We start from the raw sequence: 19,782 nt of genomic DNA, 5'->3' as shown, positions 1-19,782 counted from the left end.
GGCTGGTGCGGCGGTGTGTTCCGGTCACCGTTTAGACTGCACGTGACTCCAGTCGACGAGGGAGATGCGCGTGGCCGAGATGACCGTCCAGTTGGTCGCCGTGGAACGCCGCCTGTGGTCCGGAACGGCCACGTCGGTGGTCGCGCAGACGCTTGAGGGCGAGATCGGCATCCTGCCCGGCCACGAGCCCGTGCTGGGCCAGTTGGTCGAGGGCGGTGTGGTCCGCATCCGGACCACGGACAACGAGCTCGTCACGGCGGCCGTGCACGGTGGCTTCCTCTCCGTGACCGGCGACGGGGTGAGCATCCTCGCCGAGGACGCGGAGCTGTCCGGCGAGATCGACGTCGAGCAGGCGCGCGCGGACGCGCAGAACGCGGACGACGTGCAGCGGGCCCGGGCGATCGCGCGGCTCCGCGCCGCGGGACACACGGTCTGACGCGGACGAGCGGACAAACGCCGTGGGGATCGCCGAACTGGTCGGGGTGGTCCTGTTCGGCGCGGTGGTGGTGCTCGCGTACCTCACCTGGCGCCGGGTCCGGTTGCTGCGCGCGGGCGGTGTGCACGTCGCGCTGAGGTTGAGACTCGAGGACTCCGGCCGCGGCTGGCACCTCGGTGTCGGGCACTACCGGGGCGACGAGTTCACGTGGTTCCGCGTGCTGAGCCTGCGCTCCGGCCCGGACATGGTGATCTCCCGCGAGGGCTTCGAGATCGACGACCGCCGTGAGCCGACCGCCCCCGAGACGTACGCGATGCCCGCCGGCGCGGTCGTGCTCCGCTGTCGCGGCAACCGTGGCGAGGTCGAGATCGCGATGGGCCCGGACGCGCTGACAGGATTCCTGTCCTGGTTGGAGTCAGCGCCTCCGGGCCGTTCCATTCCCTGGGCCTCCTGACCCGGGCGGTGTCCGCCGGTCAGGCGGGCTGCTTGATGCTCTCGAAGATCCGGGCGAAGCCCTCCTTGCCGTGACCGGCGTCGATCTGCCGCCGGATCAGCCGCTGCACCATGTCGACCACCTCCGTGCTGATGCCCTGCGCGGCGCTGGCGGCGACCATGTCGCCCAGGTCGGAGAACTCCAGGCTCTGCTGCCCGGGGACGGTGTAGTCGCCGCCGTCCACCACCGCGGCGTAGCCGGCCAGCCCGCCCGTCATCGCGGCCAGCCACGGCGCCGCGCGCTCCGCGAACTCCGTCGCCGACACCCCCGCGCCCGCGACCATCGCCGCGCCGTGCAGGAACCCGGCGAACATGACGTACATGCCGGCCAGGAGGGCGAGGTCGTACAGGGACGCCAGGCCGGGGTCCGCGCCGAAGTACGTGCTCTCGCCCCACAGGTCGAGCAGCGGCCGGTACCGGTCGAAGGCGTCGGACGACCCGCTGTAGAGGATCGACGAGCCCGGACCGCCGATCATCGACGGCACGGCCATGATGCCGCCGTCCAGGTACGTGACGCCGTGGGCGTCGGCCCAGGCGGCGATCTCCCCGGCCTGCTCGGGGGTGGTCGTGGTGACGTTGACCAGGGTGCGGCCGGCGAGGCGGTCCACCACCGGGTCGAGGACCTGGTGGACCGAGGCGGCGTCGAGGAGGCACGCGATCACGAGGTCGCTCGCCGTCACCGCGTCGCTCGCCGTGGCGGCCTCGGTGGCGCCCAGTCCGACCAGGGCGTCCGCCTTGCCGGGCGACCGGTTCCAGACCGTGGTGGGGTGTCCGGCGCGCGCGAGGGCGGTCGCCAGGGCGCGGCCCATCTCGCCGAGGCCGAGGACCGTCACCGTGGCGGTGTTGTTCGGGTTCGTCATGCCTTGATCGTGGCTTGAACCGGTATGTTCGACCAGTACGGACTATTAAGTGCAGTACCCACCTTTTGGTAAGTGCGGGAGGCTCGGATGGCGACGACGGCGCGGCGCGGCCCCTACTTCTGCGGCCTCGACGCCGCGATGGACGTGGTGTCCGGCAAGTGGAAGTCCCTGATCCTGTGGGAGCTGCGCGAGCACGGCGTGCGGCGGTTCGCCCAGCTCCGCCGCGGTCTGCCGGGGGTGAGCGAGAAGATGCTCGTCCAGCAGCTCCGGGAGATGGAGGAGGACGGGCTGGTGCACCGCGAGGTGTACCCGGAGGTGCCGCCCAGGGTCGAGTACACGCTGACCGGGGAAGGCGTGTCGCTGAACGCGGCGCTGGAGGCGCTGGGGGAGTGGGGCGTCGAGCGCATGCGGCGCATCGGCGCGGAGAAGGTGGTGCACGTCGCGTCCTGACGGGGACGCGGACAGCACCCGTTGTGCCCGGCCGCGGGGCGCGGCCGGGCCACCGGACCGTCAGGCGTTGGCGCCCGGCTGCCAGAGGACGTCACCGTCCGGGTTGGCCACCCGGGCGAGGATGAACAGCAGGTCGGACAGCCGGTTGAGGTACTTCGCGGTCAGCACGTTCGTCTGCTCGGCCTCGGCCTCGATCAGCGCCCACGTGCCGCGCTCGGCCCGCCGCGCGATGGTCCGGGCCTGGTGCAGCAGGGCCGCGCCGGGCGTGCCGCCGTTGAGGATGAACGACTCCAGCTTGCCCAGCCGGGCGTTGAACTCGTCGCACCACGCCTCCAGCCGGTCCACGTACGCCTGGGTGACGCGCAGCGGCGGGTACTTCGGGTCGGGCACGACGGGCGTGCACAGGTCGGCCCCGACGTCGAACAGGTCGTTCTGGACCCGCCGGACCACCTGCGCGACGTCGTCGTCCAGCGCGCCGAGCGCCAGCGCCACGCCGAGGGCGGCGTTGGTCTCGTCCACGTCGGCGTACGCGGTGATCCGGGGCGACGTCTTGGGCACGCGGGAGAAGTCGCCGAGCCCGGTGGTCCCGTCGTCGCCGACCCGGGTGTAGATCTTCGTCAGGTGCACGGCCATGCACAGCACTGTAGACACCGCAGGCAGCCACCACGGGCGGGCACGATTCAGTCCGAACGTAGGATTGCGGCACATCGAGCGAGGAGTTCCCTACGTGAGTGAGCACTTCCGGGTCCAGGGCGGTGGGCGTCTCGTCGGCGAGGTCGACGTCGTGGGCGCGAAGAACAGCGTGCTCAAGCTGATGGCGGCGGCACTGCTGGCCGAGGGCACCACCACCATCACCAACTGCCCGGAGATCCTGGACGTCCCGCTGATGGCGGACGTCCTGCGCAGCCTGGGCTGCGAGGTGGTCCTCGACGGCGACGTGGCCACCATCACCACGCCGAAGGAGCTCAACCACCGCGCCGACTCGGAGGCGATGGGCAAGCTCCGCGCGTCCGTGTGCGTGCTGGGGCCCCTGGTCGGCCGGTGCAAGCGCGCGGTGGTGGCCCTGCCGGGTGGTGACGCGATCGGCAGCAGGCCGCTGGACATGCACCAGAACGGCCTGCGCAAGCTCGGCGCGCACAGCGAGATCGAGCACGGCTGCGTGGTCGCCGAGGCCGAGGGCCTGCACGGCGCCCAGATCTGGCTCGACTTCCCGAGCGTGGGCGCGACCGAGAACATCCTGATGGCGGCGGTGCTGGCGGACGGCACCACGGTCATCGACAACGCCGCCCGCGAGCCGGAGATCGTGGACATCTGCGTGATGCTCCAGCAGATGGGCGCGAAGATCGAGGGCGCGGGCACGTCCACGCTGACGGTCCACGGCGTGGAGTCGCTGCGGCCGACCGAGCACCGCGTGATCGGCGACCGGATCGTCGGCGCGACGTGGGCGTTCGCGGCCGTGATGACGCGGGGCGACATCACCGTGCGCGGCGTCAACCCGCACCACCTCGACCTGGTGCTGGAGAAGCTGCGGATGGCGGGCGCGGAGGTGACCACGTTCGACAGCGACGGCTTCCGCGTGGTGCAGCGCGACCGGCCGCGGTCGGTGGACTTCGTGACCCTGCCCTACCCCGGTTTCGCGACCGACCTCCAGCCGTTCGCGATCGCCCTGTCCAGCATCGCCGACGGCACGTCGATGATCACCGAGAACCTGTTCGAGGCGCGGTTCCGGTTCATCGAGGAGATGGTGCGGCTGGGCGCGGACGCGCGGACCGACGGCCACCACGCCGTCGTGCGCGGCGTGGAGCGGCTGTCCAGCGCGCCGGTGTGGGCGTCGGACATCCGGGCGGGCGCGGGCTTGGTGCTGGCCGGGCTGTGCGCGGACGGCGCGACCGAGGTGTACGAGATCTTCCACATCGAGCGCGGCTACCCCGGTTTCGTGGAGAACCTGCGCAAGCTGGGCGCGACCGTGGAGCGCGTGAACGCCTAGCGCGGCGCGCCCGGCGCGGGAACGCGCCGGAATGGGTCGGGGACGGTCCGTGATCGGACCGGTGAATCGGTCCAAAACGGTCCTTTTCGGTGTCGAAATTCGGTTCCCGGACGTCGTGCGCACCTCTTCCCGGCGTCCGGGCTCGACGCCGTCGAAGTAGTTTTCCCTTTCACCGCAAAGAGGTTGTGGCCAGTCGATCGACAGGCAAGGATGTGCGTCGTCTTGCTTGGCTGAAGTGACATCAGAGGGGGCAGTCGAAAGTGCGATCGAAGAGAGCGATGGCGGCGGTGCTGGGTCTCGTGGCGGCGGTGTCCGTCGCGACGGCGGCGCCGGGTGCCGCGCAGGGGCGCGACTACCAGCCGTTCGGCGCGGACAAGGCCGTCGAGCGCCAGCAGCAGGACTTCCAGGCCAACACGACCAACGGCGAGTCGTTCCTCGAGGTCAACGCCGCGGGCAACCTGGTCTACTGGCGTCGGACGGCCGACGGCTACACGTTCTACAGCCAGGTCCGCGGCTGGGGCTGGGGCGGCACGCGGATCGTGTCGACCCTGAACGCGGACACGTTCGTCGAGGTCAAGGGCGACGGCCGGCTCTCGAAGTGGACGTGGGACGGCTACAACTACCACGAGCAGGTCGTGGGCTGGGGCTGGCAGAACGCGCGTCTGCTGTCCGGCGTCTCGTGGGACAAGTTCGTCGAGATCAACCAGCAGGGCAACCTGGTCCTGTGGCAGTTCGACGCCGCCAACAACCTGTCCTCCACCACCATCGGGTGGGGCTGGGGCGGCACGCGGCTGATCACCGGCCTCGCCGACCTCGACTTCCTCGAGGTCAAGGGCAACGGCCTGGTGTCGGAGTGGCTGGACCAGGGGGCCGGCCTGGAGGAGTTCCCGCTCACGGGCGCGGACTTCTCGACCGTCCGGCTGATGGCCGGCATGGACATCAACCACTTCCTGCTGATCGACGGCTACGACGGCAGCCTGTGGGAGGCCACGTACAACGAGTCCGACTACACCTGGTACCCGGTGCAGCGCGGCTGGGGCTGGAACGGCACGCGACTGATCGGCTGACGCCGATCCGCTGACCAACGGCGGGCCTCGACCGAATCCGGTCGGGGCCCGCCGTTCGTCTGCGTGGGGGTTCGTCTGCGTGCCGTTCGTCTGCGTGCCGTTCGTCTGGGTGCCGTTGGTCTGCGTGCCGCTCGGTCCGGCGCGCCGGCGGTCGTCCGGGTGTGGTCGAGGTCCGCTGTCCCGCCGTGCCCGCTGTCTTCCCGGGTGCCCGCTGTCCCGCCGGCGGGCGCCCGCGCCGGGGACGGGCCGGTCCCGCTCAGCGCAGCAGCAGCTTCGCGTCCGGCACGTCGGCGGGGAACACCATGAGCCGGTGCAGGCCGTCGCGGCGCACCACGGTCACCCTGATGCGGGCCGTCCGCAAGCGCTTGGCCAGCACGTCCGCGGCCGCCCGCGTCGGCACCGCGGCGACTTCGGTCAGCAGGCCGAAGTCGTCTCCGGTGTAGTCGGGCACGGCCCGCCGGTCGTTGCCGAACGCCCACCGCAGCACCAGCGCCAGCACCGCGAACACGGCCACCAGCAGGAGGAACGGGGTGAGCGTGGTCACGTCGTCCATCGTGCCCCAGCTTCGATTCAGTGAGCAACGGCACGCGCGCCCCCGGTTACTCGCCAGTACGCTACGAGCCAACGCGAGGTCGCGTCGATCGTTCGCGGCTCGTTCTCCGGCGATCACGCCCTTCGACCGCCGGCACACGAGGCGCGAGCGGTCGACTTCCAGACGACCCCGCCCGCGACGCCCGAGGCGGCGCAATGAGACACAGGAGGTTGCCGTGCCGTACCCGGCCGACCGAGAGCGCGACCGCCCGTGGGTGATGCGGACGTACGCGGGTCACTCCAGCGCCGCCGCCTCCAACGCGCTGTACCGCCGCAACCTGGCCAAGGGTCAGACGGGCCTGTCCGTGGCGTTCGACCTGCCCACGCAGACCGGTTACGACCCGGACGACGAGCTGGCCAGGGGCGAGGTGGGCAAGGTCGGCGTGCCGATCAGCCACATCGGCGACATGCGGCAGCTGTTCGACCAGATCCCGCTGGCCGAGGCGAACACGTCCATGACGATCAACGCGACGGCCATGTGGCTGCTCGCGCTGTACGTGAGCGTCGCCGAGGAGCAGGGGGCCGACCGCGCCACCCTCTCGGGCACCACGCAGAACGACATCATCAAGGAGTACCTGTCCCGCGGCACGTACGTGTTCCCGCCCGGGCCGAGCCTGCGGCTGATCACCGACATGGTCGCGTGGACCGTGTCGAACGTGCCGAAGTGGAACCCGATCAACATCTGCTCGTACCACCTGCAGGAGGCGGGCGCGTCGCCCGTGCAGGAGATCGCCTACTCGATGTCCACCGCGATCGCGGTGCTCGACTCGGTGTTCGACTCCGGCCAGGTGCCCGAGGAACGGCGCGGCGAGGTCGTCGCGCGCATCTCCTTCTTCGTCAACGCCGGGGTGCGGTTCGTCGAGGAGATGTGCAAGATGCGGGCGTTCGTCCAGCTGTGGGACGAGATCACCCGTGACCGGTACGGCATCGCCGACCCCAGGCACCGCCGCTTCCGCTACGGCGTGCAGGTGAACTCGCTCGGGCTGACGGAGGCGCAGCCGGAGAACAACGTGCAGCGGATCGTGCTGGAGATGCTGGCCGTGACGCTGTCCCGCGACGCCCGCGCCCGCGCGATCCAGCTGCCCGCGTGGAACGAGGCGCTCGGCCTGCCGCGGCCGTGGGACCAGCAGTGGGCGCTGCGCATGCAGCAGGTGCTGGCCTACGAGACGGACCTGTTGGAGTACCAGGACATCTTCGAGGGCTCGCACGTCGTCAAGGCCAAGGTGGACGAGATCGTCGAGGGCGCGCGTGCCGAGATCGACCGCGTGCAGGCGATGGGCGGCGCGGTCGCGGCCGTCGAGTCCGGGTACATGAAGTCGGCGCTGGTGTCGTCGCTGGCCGAACGTCGTCGGCGCGTCGAGTCCGGTGAGGACGTGGTGGTGGGCGTGAACAGGTTCGCCACCACCGAGCCGTCGCCGTTGCAGGCCGAGGGCGCGAACGCGATCCTCCAGATCGACCCGATCGTGGAACAGCAGGCGGTGGAGGCGATCCGGGCGTGGCGGTCCTCCCGGGACGAAGCCCTGGTGAAGTCCACTGTGGACGACCTGCGCGAAGCGGCGAAGACGGACCGGAACCTGGTCGAGGCCACGATCGCGTGCGCGAAGGCGGGCGTGACGACGGGCGAGTGGTCGCAGGCGTTGCGGGAGACGTTCGGCGAGTACCGGGCGCCGACCGGCGTCTCCGCCGCGTCCGCGTCGGGCGAGGCGGGCGCGGAGATCGGCCGGGTCCGGGAACGGGTCCGGGCGACCGGCGAGGAGCTGGGCGAGCGGCTGCGCATCCTCGTCGGCAAGCCGGGCCTGGACGGGCACTCCAACGGCGCCGAGCAGGTCGCCGTGCGGGCCCGCGACGTCGGCTTCGAGGTCGTCTACCAGGGCATCCGGCTCACGCCCGCGCAGATCGTGGCCGCCGCCGTGCAGGAGGACGTGCACGTGGTCGGCCTGTCCATCCTGTCCGGCTCGCACCTCGAGGTCGTGCCCGCGGTGGTCGAGGGCCTGCGCGCGGCCGGCGCCGGGGACGTGCCGGTCATCGTCGGGGGGATCGTCCCGCCCGACGACGCCGACAGGCTGCGCGAGCGCGGGGTGGCCAGGGTGTTCACGCCCAAGGACTACGAGCTGACCCAGATCATGGACGAGATCGTCACCGTGGTCCGCGAGGCCAACGGCCTCTAGACCACGTCGTCCGTCGAGACGACCTCCGCGAACCCGCCGCCCCGCAGGTTGGTCGCGGTGGCGGCGGAGAGCTGGTCGGCGGTCAGGTCCTCCAGGTCGAACGTGAACGTGGCGTCGAGGACGACCTTGACGCGGTAGCCGAGGTTGCCGCCCACCCGGGCGGTCGTCTCCACGCACATGTTCGTCTGGATGCCGGCCAGCACGACGTCGGTGATGCCGCGCCCCCTCAGCCACGCGTCGAGGTCGACCTCGCCGTGGAACGCCGAGTTGACGTCCTTCGCGAACACCAGGTCGGCGTTCGCGCCGTCCAGCTCGGGCTTGAACCGGTTGCCGTCCTGGCCGGGCCGCAGCGGCGAGTCGGGCTTGGTGGAGTCGTGCCGCACCAGCACCAGCGGCCCGGTCCAGGACGCGAGGAGCCGGGCGATGTTGGCCTCCGCGTCGGGGTTGTCGCGCTTGCCCCAGGACGGGTCGTCGAACCCCCGCTGCACGTCGATCAGGATCAGGGCGCTGTTCGCGTGGGCGTTCTTCGCCCGGGAGTTCTCGGTGGGGGCGCTGTGCGTCATGCACCGAGTCTGCGTCGGCGGGGACGTCCGGCGTGAGTGGCGGATCAGGCGCGATGGGGTACTTTCCTGCCATGCGCACGGTCGGGGTCCTGGTGTTGCCGGGCAGCCGGATGTTCGACATCTCGGTGGTCAGCGAGGTGTGGGGCGTCGACCGGAGCGACGCCGGGATCGGCCCGTTCGAGCTGCGGCTGTGCGCGCCGGGGCGGGTGTCGACGCCGGTGGAGCCGGTGGGCGTCATCCCCGCGACGCACGGCCTGTCCGGCCTGGCGGGGTGCGACCTGGTGGTCGTGCCCGGCCGCGTCGACCCGCTGGCCCCGGTGCCGCCGGCCGCCGTGCGCGCGCTGCGGTCGTTCCCCGGCACGGTGGCCGCGCTGTGCTCGGGCGCGTTCACGCTGGCGGCGGCCAGGGTGCTCGACGGACGTGAGGCGACGACCCACTGGCGGCTGCTGGACGCGCTGGAGCGGGCCGCGCCCCGCGCCCGCGTCGCCCGCGACGTGCTGTTCACCGACGGGGACGACGTGCTGACGTCGGCGGGCGTGGTCGGCGGCCTCGACCTGTGCCTGCACCTGGTGCGCCGGGCGCACGGCGCCGACGTGGCCGCCGCGCTCGCCCGCCGGCTGGTCATGCCGCCGACCCGGGAGGGCGGGCAGCGCCAGTACGTCGACCCGCCGTTGCCGACCAGGCCGGACCGCGCCGGCATCGCGTCCACAGTGGACTGGGCGGTGGACCGGCTCGGCACGTCGATCGGCGTCGCCGACCTGGCCGCGCACGCCGGGATGAGCGGGCGCACGTTCCACCGGGCGTTCCTCGCCGCGACCGGCAGCACGCCCGGGCGGTGGCTGCAGGTGCAACGGGTGCTGCTCGCGCAACGCCTGCTGGAGACCACGGACCTGCCCGTGCACCGCGTGGCCGACCGCTCGGGCCTCGGCACGCCCGCGAACCTCCGCCGCCGGCTGCGCGCCGAACTCGGCGTCGCGCCCGACGCGTACCGCCGCACGTTCCGGGTGCCCGCGGCGTCCTGACGCACGTCGGCGCGAAGTCGGGGCGTGCGAATGAGTAGCGGTACTCATGACAGGGGACGGCGGCGGAGGGATTCTTCCGGCATGACCTCCACCGCGAAGCCGCACTCGCCCACCACCACCGCCTTCTACGCGCAGGCGGTCGTGTCGTTCGCCATCTCGCTGGCCGCCGTCGGGCTCGGCGTCGCCTACCTGCCGGTGGACGGCTGGGTGCGGGCGTTCCTGGCGCTGGGCCTGCTGTTCACCGTCACGTCGGCGTTCACCCTGGCCAAGTGCGTCCGCGACCGGCAGGAGGAGACGTACGTGGTGAGCCGGGTCGACCAGGCGAGGCTGGAGAAGCTGCTCGCCGAGCACGACCCGTACCGGGTCGAGGTGGCCTGACCGTCAGCCGGCGGCGCGGTCGTCGAGCCACGACAGCAACGCGGCGGCGTGCGGGTTGCCCTCGCGCCGCGCGCGCTCGGCCGACACCCGCGCCCAGCGCCGCACCAGCGGCTCCAGCTCGACCGCCCGCGCGAGCAGCGGCAGCCCTTCGGCGGCGAGGCCGTCCAGCGCCGGCCTGATCCCGGCGGCCCGCAGCGACGTCGGGTCGTCCGGGGCCAGGGCCGCCGCCGCGCGCAGCTCGGCGATGACGTCGACGTCCGCGTCGCCCGAGCTGGACCGGATCAGGTGGCGGTGCGCGCGGGACGTCGTCAGCAGCCGCCGCAGGTCGCCCACCGGGTCGCGGGAGTCGTCCACCCGCAGGTCGATCACCGGGTCGTCGGCGTTGCCGGTCGGCTGCGCGCCCCGCTCCGGCCCTGCGACGAGCAGCGCCGCGGACTGCGGCCCGCGCACGTCGCCACCTGCGTGCTCGGCGGCTTCGAGCGCGGCCACCAGCCGGTCGGCCAGGTCGCCGGACGACGTCAGGTAGGCGTCCAGCATGGCCTCCACACCGTGGGGCTCGCCACCATGTTCGCCTGCGCGCTCACCGCGTCCCGCCCGGCGTGCCCGGCCTCGGGGATGCAGTCCGGGCCGGTGAAGGCGGCGGCCGGCCCGTCGACGCCCACGGCCGCGAACTGGGCCTCCGCCGCGCCGGGCACCGTGGCCAGCGCGGCGACCGCCTGCTCCGCGGTCATCCCGTTCGCCATGAGGTCCAGCAGCACCGACCGCCACGGCGGCTCGGACCCGGCCTGCACGACCACCGCGCCGACCCCGGCCCGGACGTCCGGAACCCTGGTGCCGACGGCGAGCACGCCGCTCTGCACGGCCACGCCGAGGCAGCCCGTCACCGCGTCGCGCGCCACGATCGAGTACGTCATGGTCGGCATCGTGGAGAGGCCGCGGACAGCGCCGCAACCGTTTTCCGACCGATGACGTCGGCGGCCGGCGGCCGGTCGCACGGGCGGTTACGGTCGCAACATGGCCGAATACCAGCACATCCGGGTCGAGCGCGCGGACGACGTCGTCCGCATCACCATGGACCGCGCCGCACGGCGCAACTCGCTGTCCGCCGAGCACCTGGCGGAGCTGCTGACCGCGTTCCGCGAGGTCGCCGCGTCGGACGCGGTGGGTGTGGTGCTGGCGGGCGAGGGGCCGGTGTTCTCCGCCGGGCACGACTTCGCCGACGTGGCGGCGCGCGACCTGGAGGGCGTGCGTGAGATGCTGACCCTCTGCACGGACCTCATGCGGACGATCGAGTCCGTGCCGCAGGTGGTGATCGCCAGGGTGCACGGGCTGGCCACGGCCGCCGGGTGCCAGCTCGTGGCGTCGTGCGACCTGGCGGTGGCGGCCGAGGAGGCCGGGTTCGCCCTGCCCGGTGGCAAGGGCGGTTGGTTCTGCCACACCCCGGCCGTGCCGGTGGCGCGCGCGATCGGGCGCAAGCGGCTGATGGAACTGGCGCTGACCGGCGACCCGGTGGACGCCCGGACCGCCGAGCAGTGGGGCCTGGTGAACCGGGTCGTCCCGCAGGCCGAGCTGGACGACGCGGTCGACGACCTGATGCGCCGCGCCACCAGGGGCAGCCGGGCCAGCAAGGCGTTGGGCAAGCAGACGATCTACGCCCAGCTGGACCGGCCGGAGGCGGACGCGTACGCGATCGCCGTCGAGGTGATGGCCGCCGCGTCCCAGACGCCGGCCGCCAAGGAGGGCATGTCGTCGTTCCTGGAGAAGCGCCCGCCGGTCTGGACGGACTAGCGCGCGAGCGCGAGCGCCAGCGAGGCGACCGCCAGGGCGAGGAACGCGCCCGGGAACGCGATGTTGTGCCAGACCCGCGCCCGGGCGTGGGCCGCGATCGCGCCCACGTAGAACGCCACCAGCCCGGCCGCCGCCGCGACGCCGAGGAGGTGCGCGCCGAGGAGGCCGAGCGCGAGCCCGACCGCCCCGGCGCCCTTCAGCGCGGCCAGGGCGGGCAACCACGACCGCGGCACGCCGACCTCGGCCGAGTTGTCCAGGACGAAACGGGCCCGTGCCAGGTCGGCGACGGCGATGCCGGCGTTGGCCAGCAGCGTGAGGGCGGTGACGACGACGTACGCGGTGACCATGATTCCTCCGGACGTTCTCGGGGCTCCTGCCCACTCGACGTCCGGGGCGCCCGGGAGGTGACCGGTCAGCCCACCCGCTTGTAGAACAGGGTGGTCGGCCGCAGCACGCGGTCCGGGTCGGCGGCGTAGTCCGGGATGACGCCCACCTCGGTCCACCCGGCCCGCCGGTAGAGGCGCTCGGCGGGTGAGCCGGTCTGGGTGTCGAGGACGAGCAGCGTCGCCCCGCGCCGGGCCGCTTCCCGCTCGGCCACGTCCAGCAGCGCGCGGCCCAGGCCCGCGCCGCGCGCGTCCCGGTGCACCACGAGCTTCGCCACCTCGGCGCGGTGCGTGCCGTTGGCCGTGCCGGTGAACCGCACCTGGACGGCGCCGACGACCCGGTCGCCGTCCAGCGCCGCCCACACCGCCAGCACGCCGTTCGCGACCGGCGCGGCCTGCGCCCGCCACCACGCCACCGCGTCCGCCCGCGACAGCGGCTTGACGAAACCGATCGACGCGCCGCCGTCGACGGCGTCCGCCAGCACGTCCGCCAGCCCGTCGGCGCTCGCGAGCACCCCGGCGGAGGTCAGCTCAGTGATCGCGGCGGTCACGGCTGCGCGTGCTCGTGCAGCAGGAGCAGGGTGTACGCGGCGATCGACTGGGCGTCGGTGATGTCGCCGCGCGCCACCATCGCCTCGAACTCCCCGCGCGGGAACCACGCCGAGCGCATGTCCTGCTCCTCGTGCTCCCGCTCGTGGAAGCCCTCCGTGAGCTGCGTGGCGAGGAACACCCGGCCGCGCTGGCTCGACATGCCCGGCGCGACGTCCAGCAGCCCCAGCTGCACCAGCTTGCCCGCGCGCAGCCCGGTCTCCTCCCGCAGCTCGCGCTCGGCCAGCGCCATCGGGTCCAGCTCCGCGCGGTCCGGCGCCGTGCCCTGCGGGAACTCCCAGCGCCGCAGGCCGAGCGGGTAGCGGTACTGCTCGACGAGCCGCAGCCGCTCGCCGTCCATGGGGATCACCAGCGCGAAGTCCGGCTTGTCCACCACGCCGTAGATCCCGGTGGTGCCGTCCGGCCGCCCGATGGCGTCCTCCCGGACCACCATCCACTGGTTCGCGTACACCTCACGCGATCCGAGGGTCTCCACTGTCACTCTCCCTGTGCCAACCGCGACCGGGCCAATTCCGATCGGCGTCGCCCGTAGGCGAAGTACACCACCAAGCCCGCGGCCGACCACACGCCGAAGGCCAACCACGTGGCGGGCGCCAGGCCCGCCACCAGCAGCACGCACATGCCCAGACCCAGCAGCGGCACCACCGGCGCCCCCGGCGTGCGGAAACCGCGCGGCAGGTCCGGCCGGGTGCGCCGCAGCACCAGCACCCCGACGTTGACCAGGCTGAACGCCACCAGCGTCCCGATGCTCGTCGCCTCGGCCAGCTGCCCGAGCGGCACCAGCGCGGCGAGCACCGCGACGACCACGCCCACCAGCACCGTGTTCACCGTCGGCACCCGCTTCGCGCCGACCCGCGCGAACACCTTGGGCACCAGGCCGTCCCGCGCCATCGCGACCAGCACCCGCGTCTGTCCGTAGAGGACGGTCAGCACCACGGACGCGATGGCGATCACGGCGCCCGCCGACAGCACCGTCGCCGGCCACCCCGCCCCGGTGACCTGCCGGAGGACCGTGGCCAGCGAGGCGTCCGACCCGCTGAGCGCGTCCACGCCCACCGCGCCGACCGCGGTGAACGCCACCAGCACGTACACCACCGTGACGACTGCCAGCGAGATCACGATCGCCCGCGGCAGGTCCCGTTGCGGGTCGCGCGCCTCCTCGCCGGCCGTCGACGCGGCGTCGAACCCGATGAAGGAGAAGAACACCAGCGACGCCGCGCCCGTCACCCCCGCGACACCGGCCGGCGCGAACGGCGCCAGGTTGCCGCTCCGGAACCCGAACACCGCCACCACCACGAAGAACGCCAGCACGGCGACCTTGAGCAGCGTGGTCACGGTGGTGACGACGGCGCTCTCCTTCACACCGCCCAGCAGCACGGCCGTGGCCAGCAGCACGACCACCGCGGCCGGCAGGTTCACCACGTCGCCGGACAGCGCGGCGGGCACCTGGAACCCGACCGTGGCGTCGAGGAACGCGTTCAGGTAACCGCTCCACCCCACCGCGACCGCCGCCACCGACACGCCGTACTCCAGCAGCAGGCACCACCCGCAGACCCACGCGACCAGCTCGCCCAACGTGGCGTAGGTGTACGAGTAGGCGGACCCGGACACCGGCACGGCGCCCGCCAGCTCGGCGTACGACAGCGCCGAGAACAGCGCCGCCAGCGCCGCGACGGCGAACGACACGGTGACCGCGGGTCCGGCGACCGGCGCGGCGTGGCCGAGGACGACGAAGATGCCCGTGCCGAGCGTGGCGCCCACGGAGAGGGAGACCAGCGGCAGCAGGCCCATGCTGCGGCGCAGCGGTGAGCGCGCGCTCTCGTCGGCGATCCGTTCGACGGGCTTGGTGCGCAGGAGCTGGTGCGGCGGTGACACGTCGGCCGACGGTACCTGCCGGTGGATCGGGCCCCGCACCCCGTAGCCTGTCCGCCGTGCGCCTCGTCATCGCTCGCTGCCAGGTCGACTACGTCGGACGCCTCACCGCCCACCTGCCGATGGCGCAGCGGCTGCTGCTGATCAAGGCCGACGGCTCGGTGTCGATCCACTCCGACGACCGCGCGTACAAGCCGTTGAACTGGATGAGCCCGCCGTGCTGGCTGATCGAGGACCCCGACCTGTGGGTCGTGCAGAACAAGGCCGGCGAGAAGCTGATCATCACGCTCGCCGAGGTGCTGCACGACTCGAAGCACGAGCTGGGCCCGGAGCCCGGCCTGGTCAAGGACGGCGTCGAGGCCGACCTCCAGAAGCTGCTGGCGGAGCACGTCACCAAGCTCGGCGAGGGCTGGACCCTCGTCCGCCGCGAGTTCCCGACCCCGATCGGCCCGGTCGACCTGATGTGCCGCGACGCGGCGGGCGTGTCGGTCGCCGTGGAGATCAAGCGCCGGGGCGAGATCGACGGCGTCGAACAGCTCACCAGGTACCTGGAACTGCTCAACCGCGACCCGCTGCTGGCCCCGGTGAAGGGCGTGTTCGCCGCGCAGCAGATCAAGCCGCAGGCGCGGACCCTCGCCGAGGACCGGGGCATCCGCTGCGTCGTCCTGGACTACGACGAGCTGCGCGGCGTCGAGTCCGACGAGTTCCGCCTGTTCTGATCGCGTGCCCGTCCCGCGTGTCGGCGGGTAATGTGGTTCGAACGCCATAACGGTGTTTCCGCACTTTTGCGCCTCCCCGCTCACGTGGGCGGGACGCGCACGGGGAGGAGCGCTCGTGCCCGACGTCGCGACGACAACGCTCCGGCAGGTGGCCGTGGTCTCCTGCGACATCGAGGGTCATTCCGCCGAGGGCGCGGACAAGCAGGTCGAGCGGGTCCGCAAGATCAACCGGATCGTCGGCGCCCGGGTGGTCCGCCTCGGCCACGACGGGGTCGCGTGGTCGTCCGGCGGCGACGGCGGGCACGTCGTCTTCTTCCGGGAGGACTGGCAGCGCGATGCCGTCGACCTGGTCGAAGAGCTGAGGCGGTGGGCGCTCGCGACGGGCGTGCCGCTCCGCATCACCGCCCACCACGGCGCCGTCGGCGAGATCACCGGCGCGGACGGCCGGCGCCAGCCGGTGGGCGATGCGATGAACTTCGCGGGCTGGCTGCTCTCCCTGGCGACGTCGGCGGGCGTGGTGGTGTCGGAGGAGTTCCGCCGCGAGGTGGAAGCGGCGGACATCGGCCCGGTCGCCGTCTTCGAGCGCGCCCGGCTGTTCCCGCACCGCGACCTGCCGCCGAGGTTGCTGTACCTGATGACGTTCCCGGGCCTGCCGTCCGCGTGGGGCGGTCGCGGGCAGGACGACCGCACCGCGTTCACGGACAGCCGCGGCCGTGCCGACGGGTGGGAGCTCCTCTACTACGCCAAGCGCATCTGGCAGGTGAACTCCAACGACAAGGAGGTCACCGCCGCCCTGGCCGGGGTGACCGGCAAGCTCAGGTCGTCACCGGAGCGCGTGGCCGACACCGACGGCGACGGTGACGCCGAGGGCGAGAGCATCTTCTCGGTGCTGCGGCCGGGGCAGCTCAACGAACTGCTCCGGCTCGGTCAACTGGTCGAGCGCACGGCCGGTGAGATCGTCTGCAAGTTCGACGACCCGGGCGACTCGCTGTTCCTGATCCTGCGCGGGCGGGTGGGCGTCTACAACTTCGAGGACGAGGGGTACGGGCCCACGGCGGAACCGCGGCACGTGCAGACGGTGGGCGACATCGTGGGCGAACTCGCCTACGCCCTCGGCCGCAACCGCACGGCCGACCTGGTCGCGCTCACGGACGTCGCCCTGCTGTCGTTCAACAACGACGACATCCGGGTCCGCCTCGCGCAGAGCAGGCAGGGCAGGCTCGCGGTGGACCTGTTGGAGAACTTCGTCAACGAGCGGGTCCTCGAACACGTCGCGCAGAGCGCCACGTACCTGGTCGGGCCGAACGGGACCGGTCCGCTGAGCTCGGTGGACGACGACCTGGGCGCCAGCCTGGAGGACCGGAGGGCGGCGTGGCGGGAGGCGTTGCGCGTCCTGGAGGAGCACAGCCACCTCATCCCCGTGCCCAAGGGCGCGGTGGACCTCGACGTGGTGCTGCCGCGGAAGTCCGTGCCGGACCACCACGGCCTGTACATCCTCACCAGCGGGGTGGTGCGACCGGTCGACGAGCCGAACGTGACGTTGCGCGGCACCGACTGCCCGGTGCTCTGGGTCGACCTGCCGGAGCTGATCACCGGGCACCCCAAGGCGTACGAGGTGGTGCGCGACGACACGGCGATGAAGGTGCTCTACATCGGGGCCGACGGCATCAACGACCTCAGCGTGCCCCAGCGCGCGGCGTTGAAGGCGAAGCTGCGCGACGCCGCCGGCCGCAAGCCGGACGACTACGAGTTCGACGTGTACCTGTGCCACACCAAGCGGGACGAGCCGCTCGTCCGCGAGATCCGGGACCGGTTGACGGCCGCCGACGTGAGGTGCTGGTACGACGACACCGAGCTGGAGCCCGGCACCCTGATCACCGAGAAGATCCAGGTCGGGCTGCGCAGCAGCCGGTACGTGCTGGCCTGCGCGAGCGCGAACTTCATGGCGTCGGAGTGGGCCCAGCGCGAGTTCGGGTACGCGCTGCACCTGGACGTCAAGCGGCGGGACCGGCCGCAGGCCCTGGTGCTCATGCTCAACGAGCACGACGACAAGGACGACGCGCTGCCGCCGCTCGCGCGTGACATCAAGCGGCTGCACTACCGGCGGGACGGCGACTTCGAGAAGTTGGTCTCCCTGCTGCTCAGACGCGGCGAACCGGTGCGGTAGCCAGGTGGACCGGGACGTCCGCAACGAGGTGTCGAGCGCTTCCGGGCCGGTGGTGCAGGCCGGCCACATCGGCGGTGACGTCCACATCCAGGTGACGCAACCGCCCGCCGGCGCGGGTCCGGCACGTCCGGCGCCGAGGCAGCTCCCCGCCGCGCCGCGGTGGTTCACCGGCCGGACCGACGAGTGGCGGAGGCTGGACGACGCCGTGACGGGTGCGCGGGCGCCCGTCACCGTCGTGTCGGGACCGGGCGGGGTGGGCAAGACCGCGCTGGTGGTCAAGTGGGCGTGGTCGCGCGCGGACGCGTTCCCGGACGGGCAGCTCTACGCCGACCTGCGCGGGTACGGGCCGGACGAGCCGCTGGACCCGGCGGAGGTGCTGGGTTCCTTCCTGCGCGCGCTCGGTGGCGCGGACCAGGAGGTCCCCGGCCCGGTCCACGAGCGGGCCGGGTGCTTCCGCAGCCTGCTCGCGGGCCGCCGGGTGCTGGTCGTGCTGGACAACGCGGTCAGCGCCGACCAGGTGCGCCCGCTGCTGCCGGGCAACGACTCGTGCCCGGTGGTCGTCACCAGCCGGGACGCCCTTCCCGGCCTTTCCGTGCACGACGACGCGGAATCGCTCGGGTTGGAGGTGTTCGACCGGGCGCGCGGGCTCGCCCTGCTGCGTGCCGTGCTCGGCGACCGGGTGGACGGCGACCCGGCGGCCGCCGACCTGGTCACCCGCTGCGCCGGCCTGCCGCTCGCGTTGCGGATAGTCGGTCGGCTGGCGCTCTCGCGGCCCGACGCGCCGTTGGCGGAACTGGCGGCGGAGCTGGACGACGAGCGCGAACGGCTCGACGTGCTGGACGTCGGGGACGACGCGCGGTCGGCGGTGCGGCCCGTGCTGTCCTGGTCCTACCACCGCTTGTCCGAGCCGTCCGCTCGCGCGTTCCGGCTGCTCGGCGTGCACCCCCGTCGCGTCTTCGACGCGCACCAGTTCGCCGCGCTCTGCGGCGTGCGGCCGGCACGGGCGGCGCGCTCGCTGCGCGACCTGGTCGGGAAGCACCTGGTCGCCGAGTCCTCGCCGGGCCGGTACTCGACGCACGACCTGCTGCGCCTGTACGCGGTCGAGCTGTGCGCGGCCGGCGACCGGGCGGAGGCCGCGGCCGCGCGCACCCGACTGCTCGACCACTACCTGCACACCGCGGAACGGGCCGACCGCCTGGTGACGCCCCACCGGTACCGGGTGCCGCTCGCCGGGTCGGCGGAGCACGCGGTGGAGTTCGACACCCCCGCGTCGGCGTTGGCGTGGCTGCACGCGACCTGGCGCGACGCCGTGGCGCTGTGCCGGTCGGGCGTGGCCGACGGCCGGGAGGGTCCCGATCTCGACACCAGGCGGTGGCAGCTGGCGTACACGTTGCGCGGTTACTTCTTCCTCACCAAGCAGTGGGACGGCTGGCTGGCCAGTCACCGGCACGCGCTGGCGGCGTGCCTGCGGCTCGGCGACCGGCACGCCGAGGCGCGCATCCGCAACGACCTGGGACGGGTGCTGGTGGAGCGCGGCGAGCCGGGTGCGGGCGCGACCCAGTACGAGACCGCGCAGCGGCTGTTCGAGCAGGTCGGCGACCGGCACGGCTGGAGCAACGCGGTCGCCAACCGCGCGGTGCTGCTGCGCCGGTCCGGCGACGTGGAGGAGGCGTTGCGGCTCAACGCGACCGCGCTGGACTTCTACGTCGAGGCCGGCGCTCGCCGCAACACCGCGATCGCGTGGCGGAGCCGGGCGAAGATGCACGTCGACCTGGGAGCGCTGGACGACGCCGCCGCGGACCTGGACCGCGCGATGCGGATCTTCACCGGGCTGGACGCGCAGCTGGACCTCGCCGAGGCGCGCAACCTCGCCGGGGTCATCGCGGCCCGGCGCGGCGACGCGGAGAGGGCCGAGGACGAGCACCTGAAGGCGCTGGAGGCCGGCCGGGCGTGCGGGAGCCGGTACGAGGAGGCCGAGTCGCTGCGCTTCCTCGGCAGGTTGGCGGCGGACCGGGGCGCGGTCGACCTCGCCGCGGCACGGTGGCACGCGGCGCTGGAGCTGTACCGCGCGATGGGGTCGCCGCGGGCGGAGGAGGTCGCCGCGGAGCTGCGGTCGTCGGCCGCCCGCGGTTCCGGTGAGCCGTCGTGAGGCGCGGCGGCCGGCGGTAAGCCGTTCGGGCGCGTGGCAGGGGCGATTCCGGCCTATACGCTGACTCCCCGTCGACGGGGA

The 19,782-nt window shown here is 72.9% G+C and carries 20 protein-coding genes and 1 pseudogene; 12 read left to right on the top strand and 9 right to left on the bottom strand.

Translation table 11 applies throughout. From position 1 onward, the window contains the following. Window positions 1–70 precede the first annotated feature (70 nt). Window positions 71–436 (top strand): F0F1 ATP synthase subunit epsilon, encoded by a 366-nt coding sequence (locus tag ACRAKH_RS29235; RefSeq protein ID WP_380724964.1) that lies wholly within the window; start codon window positions 71–73, stop codon window positions 434–436. Window positions 437–458: 22 nt separating this feature from the next. Beyond that, window positions 459–890 (top strand): DUF2550 domain-containing protein, encoded by a 432-nt coding sequence (locus tag ACRAKH_RS29230; protein WP_380724963.1) that lies wholly within the window; start codon window positions 459–461, stop codon window positions 888–890. 19 nt (window positions 891–909) lie between these two features. Here ACRAKH_RS29230 and ACRAKH_RS29225 read toward each other — a convergent pair whose 3' ends face one another. Further along, window positions 910–1,788 (bottom strand): NAD(P)-dependent oxidoreductase, encoded by an 879-nt coding sequence (locus ACRAKH_RS29225; protein WP_380724962.1) that lies wholly within the window; start codon window positions 1,786–1,788, stop codon window positions 910–912. An 87-nt stretch (window positions 1,789–1,875) separates the two neighbouring features. Here ACRAKH_RS29225 and ACRAKH_RS29220 point away from each other — a divergent pair, with 87 nt between their 5' ends. Next, window positions 1,876–2,238, top strand: coding sequence for a winged helix-turn-helix transcriptional regulator (locus tag ACRAKH_RS29220; protein WP_380724961.1), 363 nt, complete (start codon window positions 1,876–1,878; stop codon window positions 2,236–2,238). 60 nt (window positions 2,239–2,298) lie between these two features. On the opposite strand, the gene ACRAKH_RS29215 is transcribed toward ACRAKH_RS29220, so the two are convergent. Next, on the bottom strand, window positions 2,299–2,871 hold the full coding sequence (locus tag ACRAKH_RS29215; RefSeq protein ID WP_380724960.1) for a cob(I)yrinic acid a,c-diamide adenosyltransferase: 573 nt from the start codon (window positions 2,869–2,871) through the stop codon (window positions 2,299–2,301). Window positions 2,872–2,965: 94 nt separating this feature from the next. Between ACRAKH_RS29215 and murA the strand changes: the two genes are divergently transcribed. Together murA and ACRAKH_RS29205 are read left to right on the top strand one after the other, a co-directional pair. After that, on the top strand, window positions 2,966–4,225 hold the full coding sequence (gene murA, locus ACRAKH_RS29210) for a UDP-N-acetylglucosamine 1-carboxyvinyltransferase (protein WP_380724959.1): 1,260 nt from the start codon (window positions 2,966–2,968) through the stop codon (window positions 4,223–4,225). A gap of 260 nt (window positions 4,226–4,485) precedes the next feature. Beyond that, window positions 4,486–5,292 carry a hypothetical protein gene (locus ACRAKH_RS29205; RefSeq protein ID WP_380724958.1) on the top strand — a complete coding sequence of 269 codons (807 nt, stop codon included), beginning with the start codon at window positions 4,486–4,488 and terminating at the stop codon, window positions 5,290–5,292. Window positions 5,293–5,548: 256 nt separating this feature from the next. Here ACRAKH_RS29205 and ACRAKH_RS29200 read toward each other — a convergent pair whose 3' ends face one another. Beyond that, window positions 5,549–5,845 (bottom strand): hypothetical protein, encoded by a 297-nt coding sequence (locus ACRAKH_RS29200; protein WP_380724957.1) that lies wholly within the window; start codon window positions 5,843–5,845, stop codon window positions 5,549–5,551. A 214-nt stretch (window positions 5,846–6,059) separates the two neighbouring features. Here ACRAKH_RS29200 and ACRAKH_RS29195 point away from each other — a divergent pair, with 214 nt between their 5' ends. After that, window positions 6,060–8,051: a protein meaA gene (locus ACRAKH_RS29195; protein ID WP_380724956.1), complete on the top strand. Its 1,992-nt coding sequence runs from the start codon at window positions 6,060–6,062 to the stop codon at window positions 8,049–8,051. On the opposite strand, the gene ACRAKH_RS29190 is transcribed toward ACRAKH_RS29195, so the two are convergent. Beyond that, window positions 8,048–8,614 (bottom strand): cysteine hydrolase family protein, encoded by a 567-nt coding sequence (locus ACRAKH_RS29190; RefSeq protein ID WP_380724955.1) that lies wholly within the window; start codon window positions 8,612–8,614, stop codon window positions 8,048–8,050. The two genes, ACRAKH_RS29195 and ACRAKH_RS29190, sit on opposite strands and share 4 nt — an antisense overlap. A gap of 71 nt (window positions 8,615–8,685) precedes the next feature. Between ACRAKH_RS29190 and ACRAKH_RS29185 the strand changes: the two genes are divergently transcribed. Together ACRAKH_RS29185 and ACRAKH_RS29180 are read left to right on the top strand one after the other, a co-directional pair. Further along, on the top strand, window positions 8,686–9,636 hold the full coding sequence (locus tag ACRAKH_RS29185; RefSeq protein ID WP_447009416.1) for a GlxA family transcriptional regulator: 951 nt from the start codon (window positions 8,686–8,688) through the stop codon (window positions 9,634–9,636). An 81-nt stretch (window positions 9,637–9,717) separates the two neighbouring features. Beyond that, a complete protein-coding gene (locus tag ACRAKH_RS29180; RefSeq protein WP_380724953.1) occupies window positions 9,718–10,014 on the top strand; it encodes a YiaA/YiaB family inner membrane protein in 297 nt (98 codons plus the stop codon). 3 nt (window positions 10,015–10,017) lie between these two features. Here the strand turns inward: ACRAKH_RS29180 and ACRAKH_RS29175 are convergent. Further along, window positions 10,018–10,928 (bottom strand): annotated as a pseudogene (locus tag ACRAKH_RS29175) (DUF1028 domain-containing protein). A gap of 100 nt (window positions 10,929–11,028) precedes the next feature. Here ACRAKH_RS29175 and ACRAKH_RS29170 point away from each other — a divergent pair. Next, window positions 11,029–11,802, top strand: a complete 774-nt coding sequence (locus ACRAKH_RS29170) for an enoyl-CoA hydratase-related protein (RefSeq protein ID WP_380726248.1) — start codon at window positions 11,029–11,031, stop codon at window positions 11,800–11,802. Here the strand turns inward: ACRAKH_RS29170 and ACRAKH_RS29165 are convergent. The 4 genes from ACRAKH_RS29165 to ACRAKH_RS29150 all read right to left on the bottom strand — a co-directional run bounded on the left by ACRAKH_RS29165 (window position 11,799) and on the right by ACRAKH_RS29150 (window position 14,669). Next, on the bottom strand, window positions 11,799–12,149 hold the full coding sequence (locus tag ACRAKH_RS29165; protein WP_380726246.1) for a DoxX family protein: 351 nt from the start codon (window positions 12,147–12,149) through the stop codon (window positions 11,799–11,801). The genes ACRAKH_RS29170 and ACRAKH_RS29165 overlap by 4 nt on opposite strands. Window positions 12,150–12,214: 65 nt before the next feature. Then, window positions 12,215–12,736, bottom strand: a complete 522-nt coding sequence (locus ACRAKH_RS29160; RefSeq protein WP_447009415.1) for an N-acetyltransferase family protein — start codon at window positions 12,734–12,736, stop codon at window positions 12,215–12,217. After that, window positions 12,733–13,269: an NUDIX domain-containing protein gene (locus ACRAKH_RS29155; RefSeq protein WP_380726242.1), complete on the bottom strand. Its 537-nt coding sequence runs from the start codon at window positions 13,267–13,269 to the stop codon at window positions 12,733–12,735. The genes ACRAKH_RS29160 and ACRAKH_RS29155 overlap by 4 nt, the downstream gene beginning before the upstream one ends. Before the next feature lie 2 nt (window positions 13,270–13,271). Continuing rightward, on the bottom strand, window positions 13,272–14,669 hold the full coding sequence (locus ACRAKH_RS29150) for an amino acid permease (RefSeq protein WP_380726240.1): 1,398 nt from the start codon (window positions 14,667–14,669) through the stop codon (window positions 13,272–13,274). Between the two features lie 56 nt (window positions 14,670–14,725). On the opposite strand from ACRAKH_RS29150, the gene nucS reads away from it, so the two are divergent. The 3 genes from nucS (at window position 14,726) to ACRAKH_RS29135 (ending at window position 19,701) form a co-directional block, all read left to right on the top strand. Further along, window positions 14,726–15,385 (top strand): endonuclease NucS, encoded by a 660-nt coding sequence (gene nucS, locus ACRAKH_RS29145; protein WP_380726238.1) that lies wholly within the window; start codon window positions 14,726–14,728, stop codon window positions 15,383–15,385. A 115-nt stretch (window positions 15,386–15,500) separates the two neighbouring features. Beyond that, window positions 15,501–17,552: a TIR domain-containing protein gene (locus tag ACRAKH_RS29140; protein ID WP_380726236.1), complete on the top strand. Its 2,052-nt coding sequence runs from the start codon at window positions 15,501–15,503 to the stop codon at window positions 17,550–17,552. Window positions 17,553–17,556: 4 nt separating this feature from the next. Further along, a complete protein-coding gene (locus ACRAKH_RS29135; protein WP_380726234.1) occupies window positions 17,557–19,701 on the top strand; it encodes an ATP-binding protein in 2,145 nt (714 codons plus the stop codon). The last annotated feature ends 81 nt before the right edge of the window (window positions 19,702–19,782 follow it).

It is taken from the genome of Saccharothrix hoggarensis, assembly GCF_052936025.1.
Note: the sequence above shows the minus strand (reverse complement) of the source record. Positions and strands in the feature narration are given on the sequence as shown.

Coding starts and splice junctions, on each gene's coding strand:
- ACRAKH_RS29225 (WP_380724962.1), bottom strand. CDS start 1,788: ATGACGAACCCGAACAACACCGCCACGGTGACGGTCCTCGGCCTCGGC.
- ACRAKH_RS29220 (WP_380724961.1), top strand. CDS start 1,876: ATGGCGACGACGGCGCGGCGCGGCCCCTACTTCTGCGGCCTCGACGCC.
- ACRAKH_RS29215 (WP_380724960.1), bottom strand. CDS start 2,871: ATGGCCGTGCACCTGACGAAGATCTACACCCGGGTCGGCGACGACGGG.
- ACRAKH_RS29200 (WP_380724957.1), bottom strand. CDS start 5,845: ATGGACGACGTGACCACGCTCACCCCGTTCCTCCTGCTGGTGGCCGTG.
- ACRAKH_RS29190 (WP_380724955.1), bottom strand. CDS start 8,614: ATGACGCACAGCGCCCCCACCGAGAACTCCCGGGCGAAGAACGCCCAC.
- ACRAKH_RS29185 (WP_447009416.1), top strand. CDS start 8,686: ATGCGCACGGTCGGGGTCCTGGTGTTGCCGGGCAGCCGGATGTTCGAC.
- ACRAKH_RS29180 (WP_380724953.1), top strand. CDS start 9,718: ATGACCTCCACCGCGAAGCCGCACTCGCCCACCACCACCGCCTTCTAC.
- ACRAKH_RS29170 (WP_380726248.1), top strand. CDS start 11,029: ATGGCCGAATACCAGCACATCCGGGTCGAGCGCGCGGACGACGTCGTC.
- ACRAKH_RS29165 (WP_380726246.1), bottom strand. CDS start 12,149: ATGGTCACCGCGTACGTCGTCGTCACCGCCCTCACGCTGCTGGCCAAC.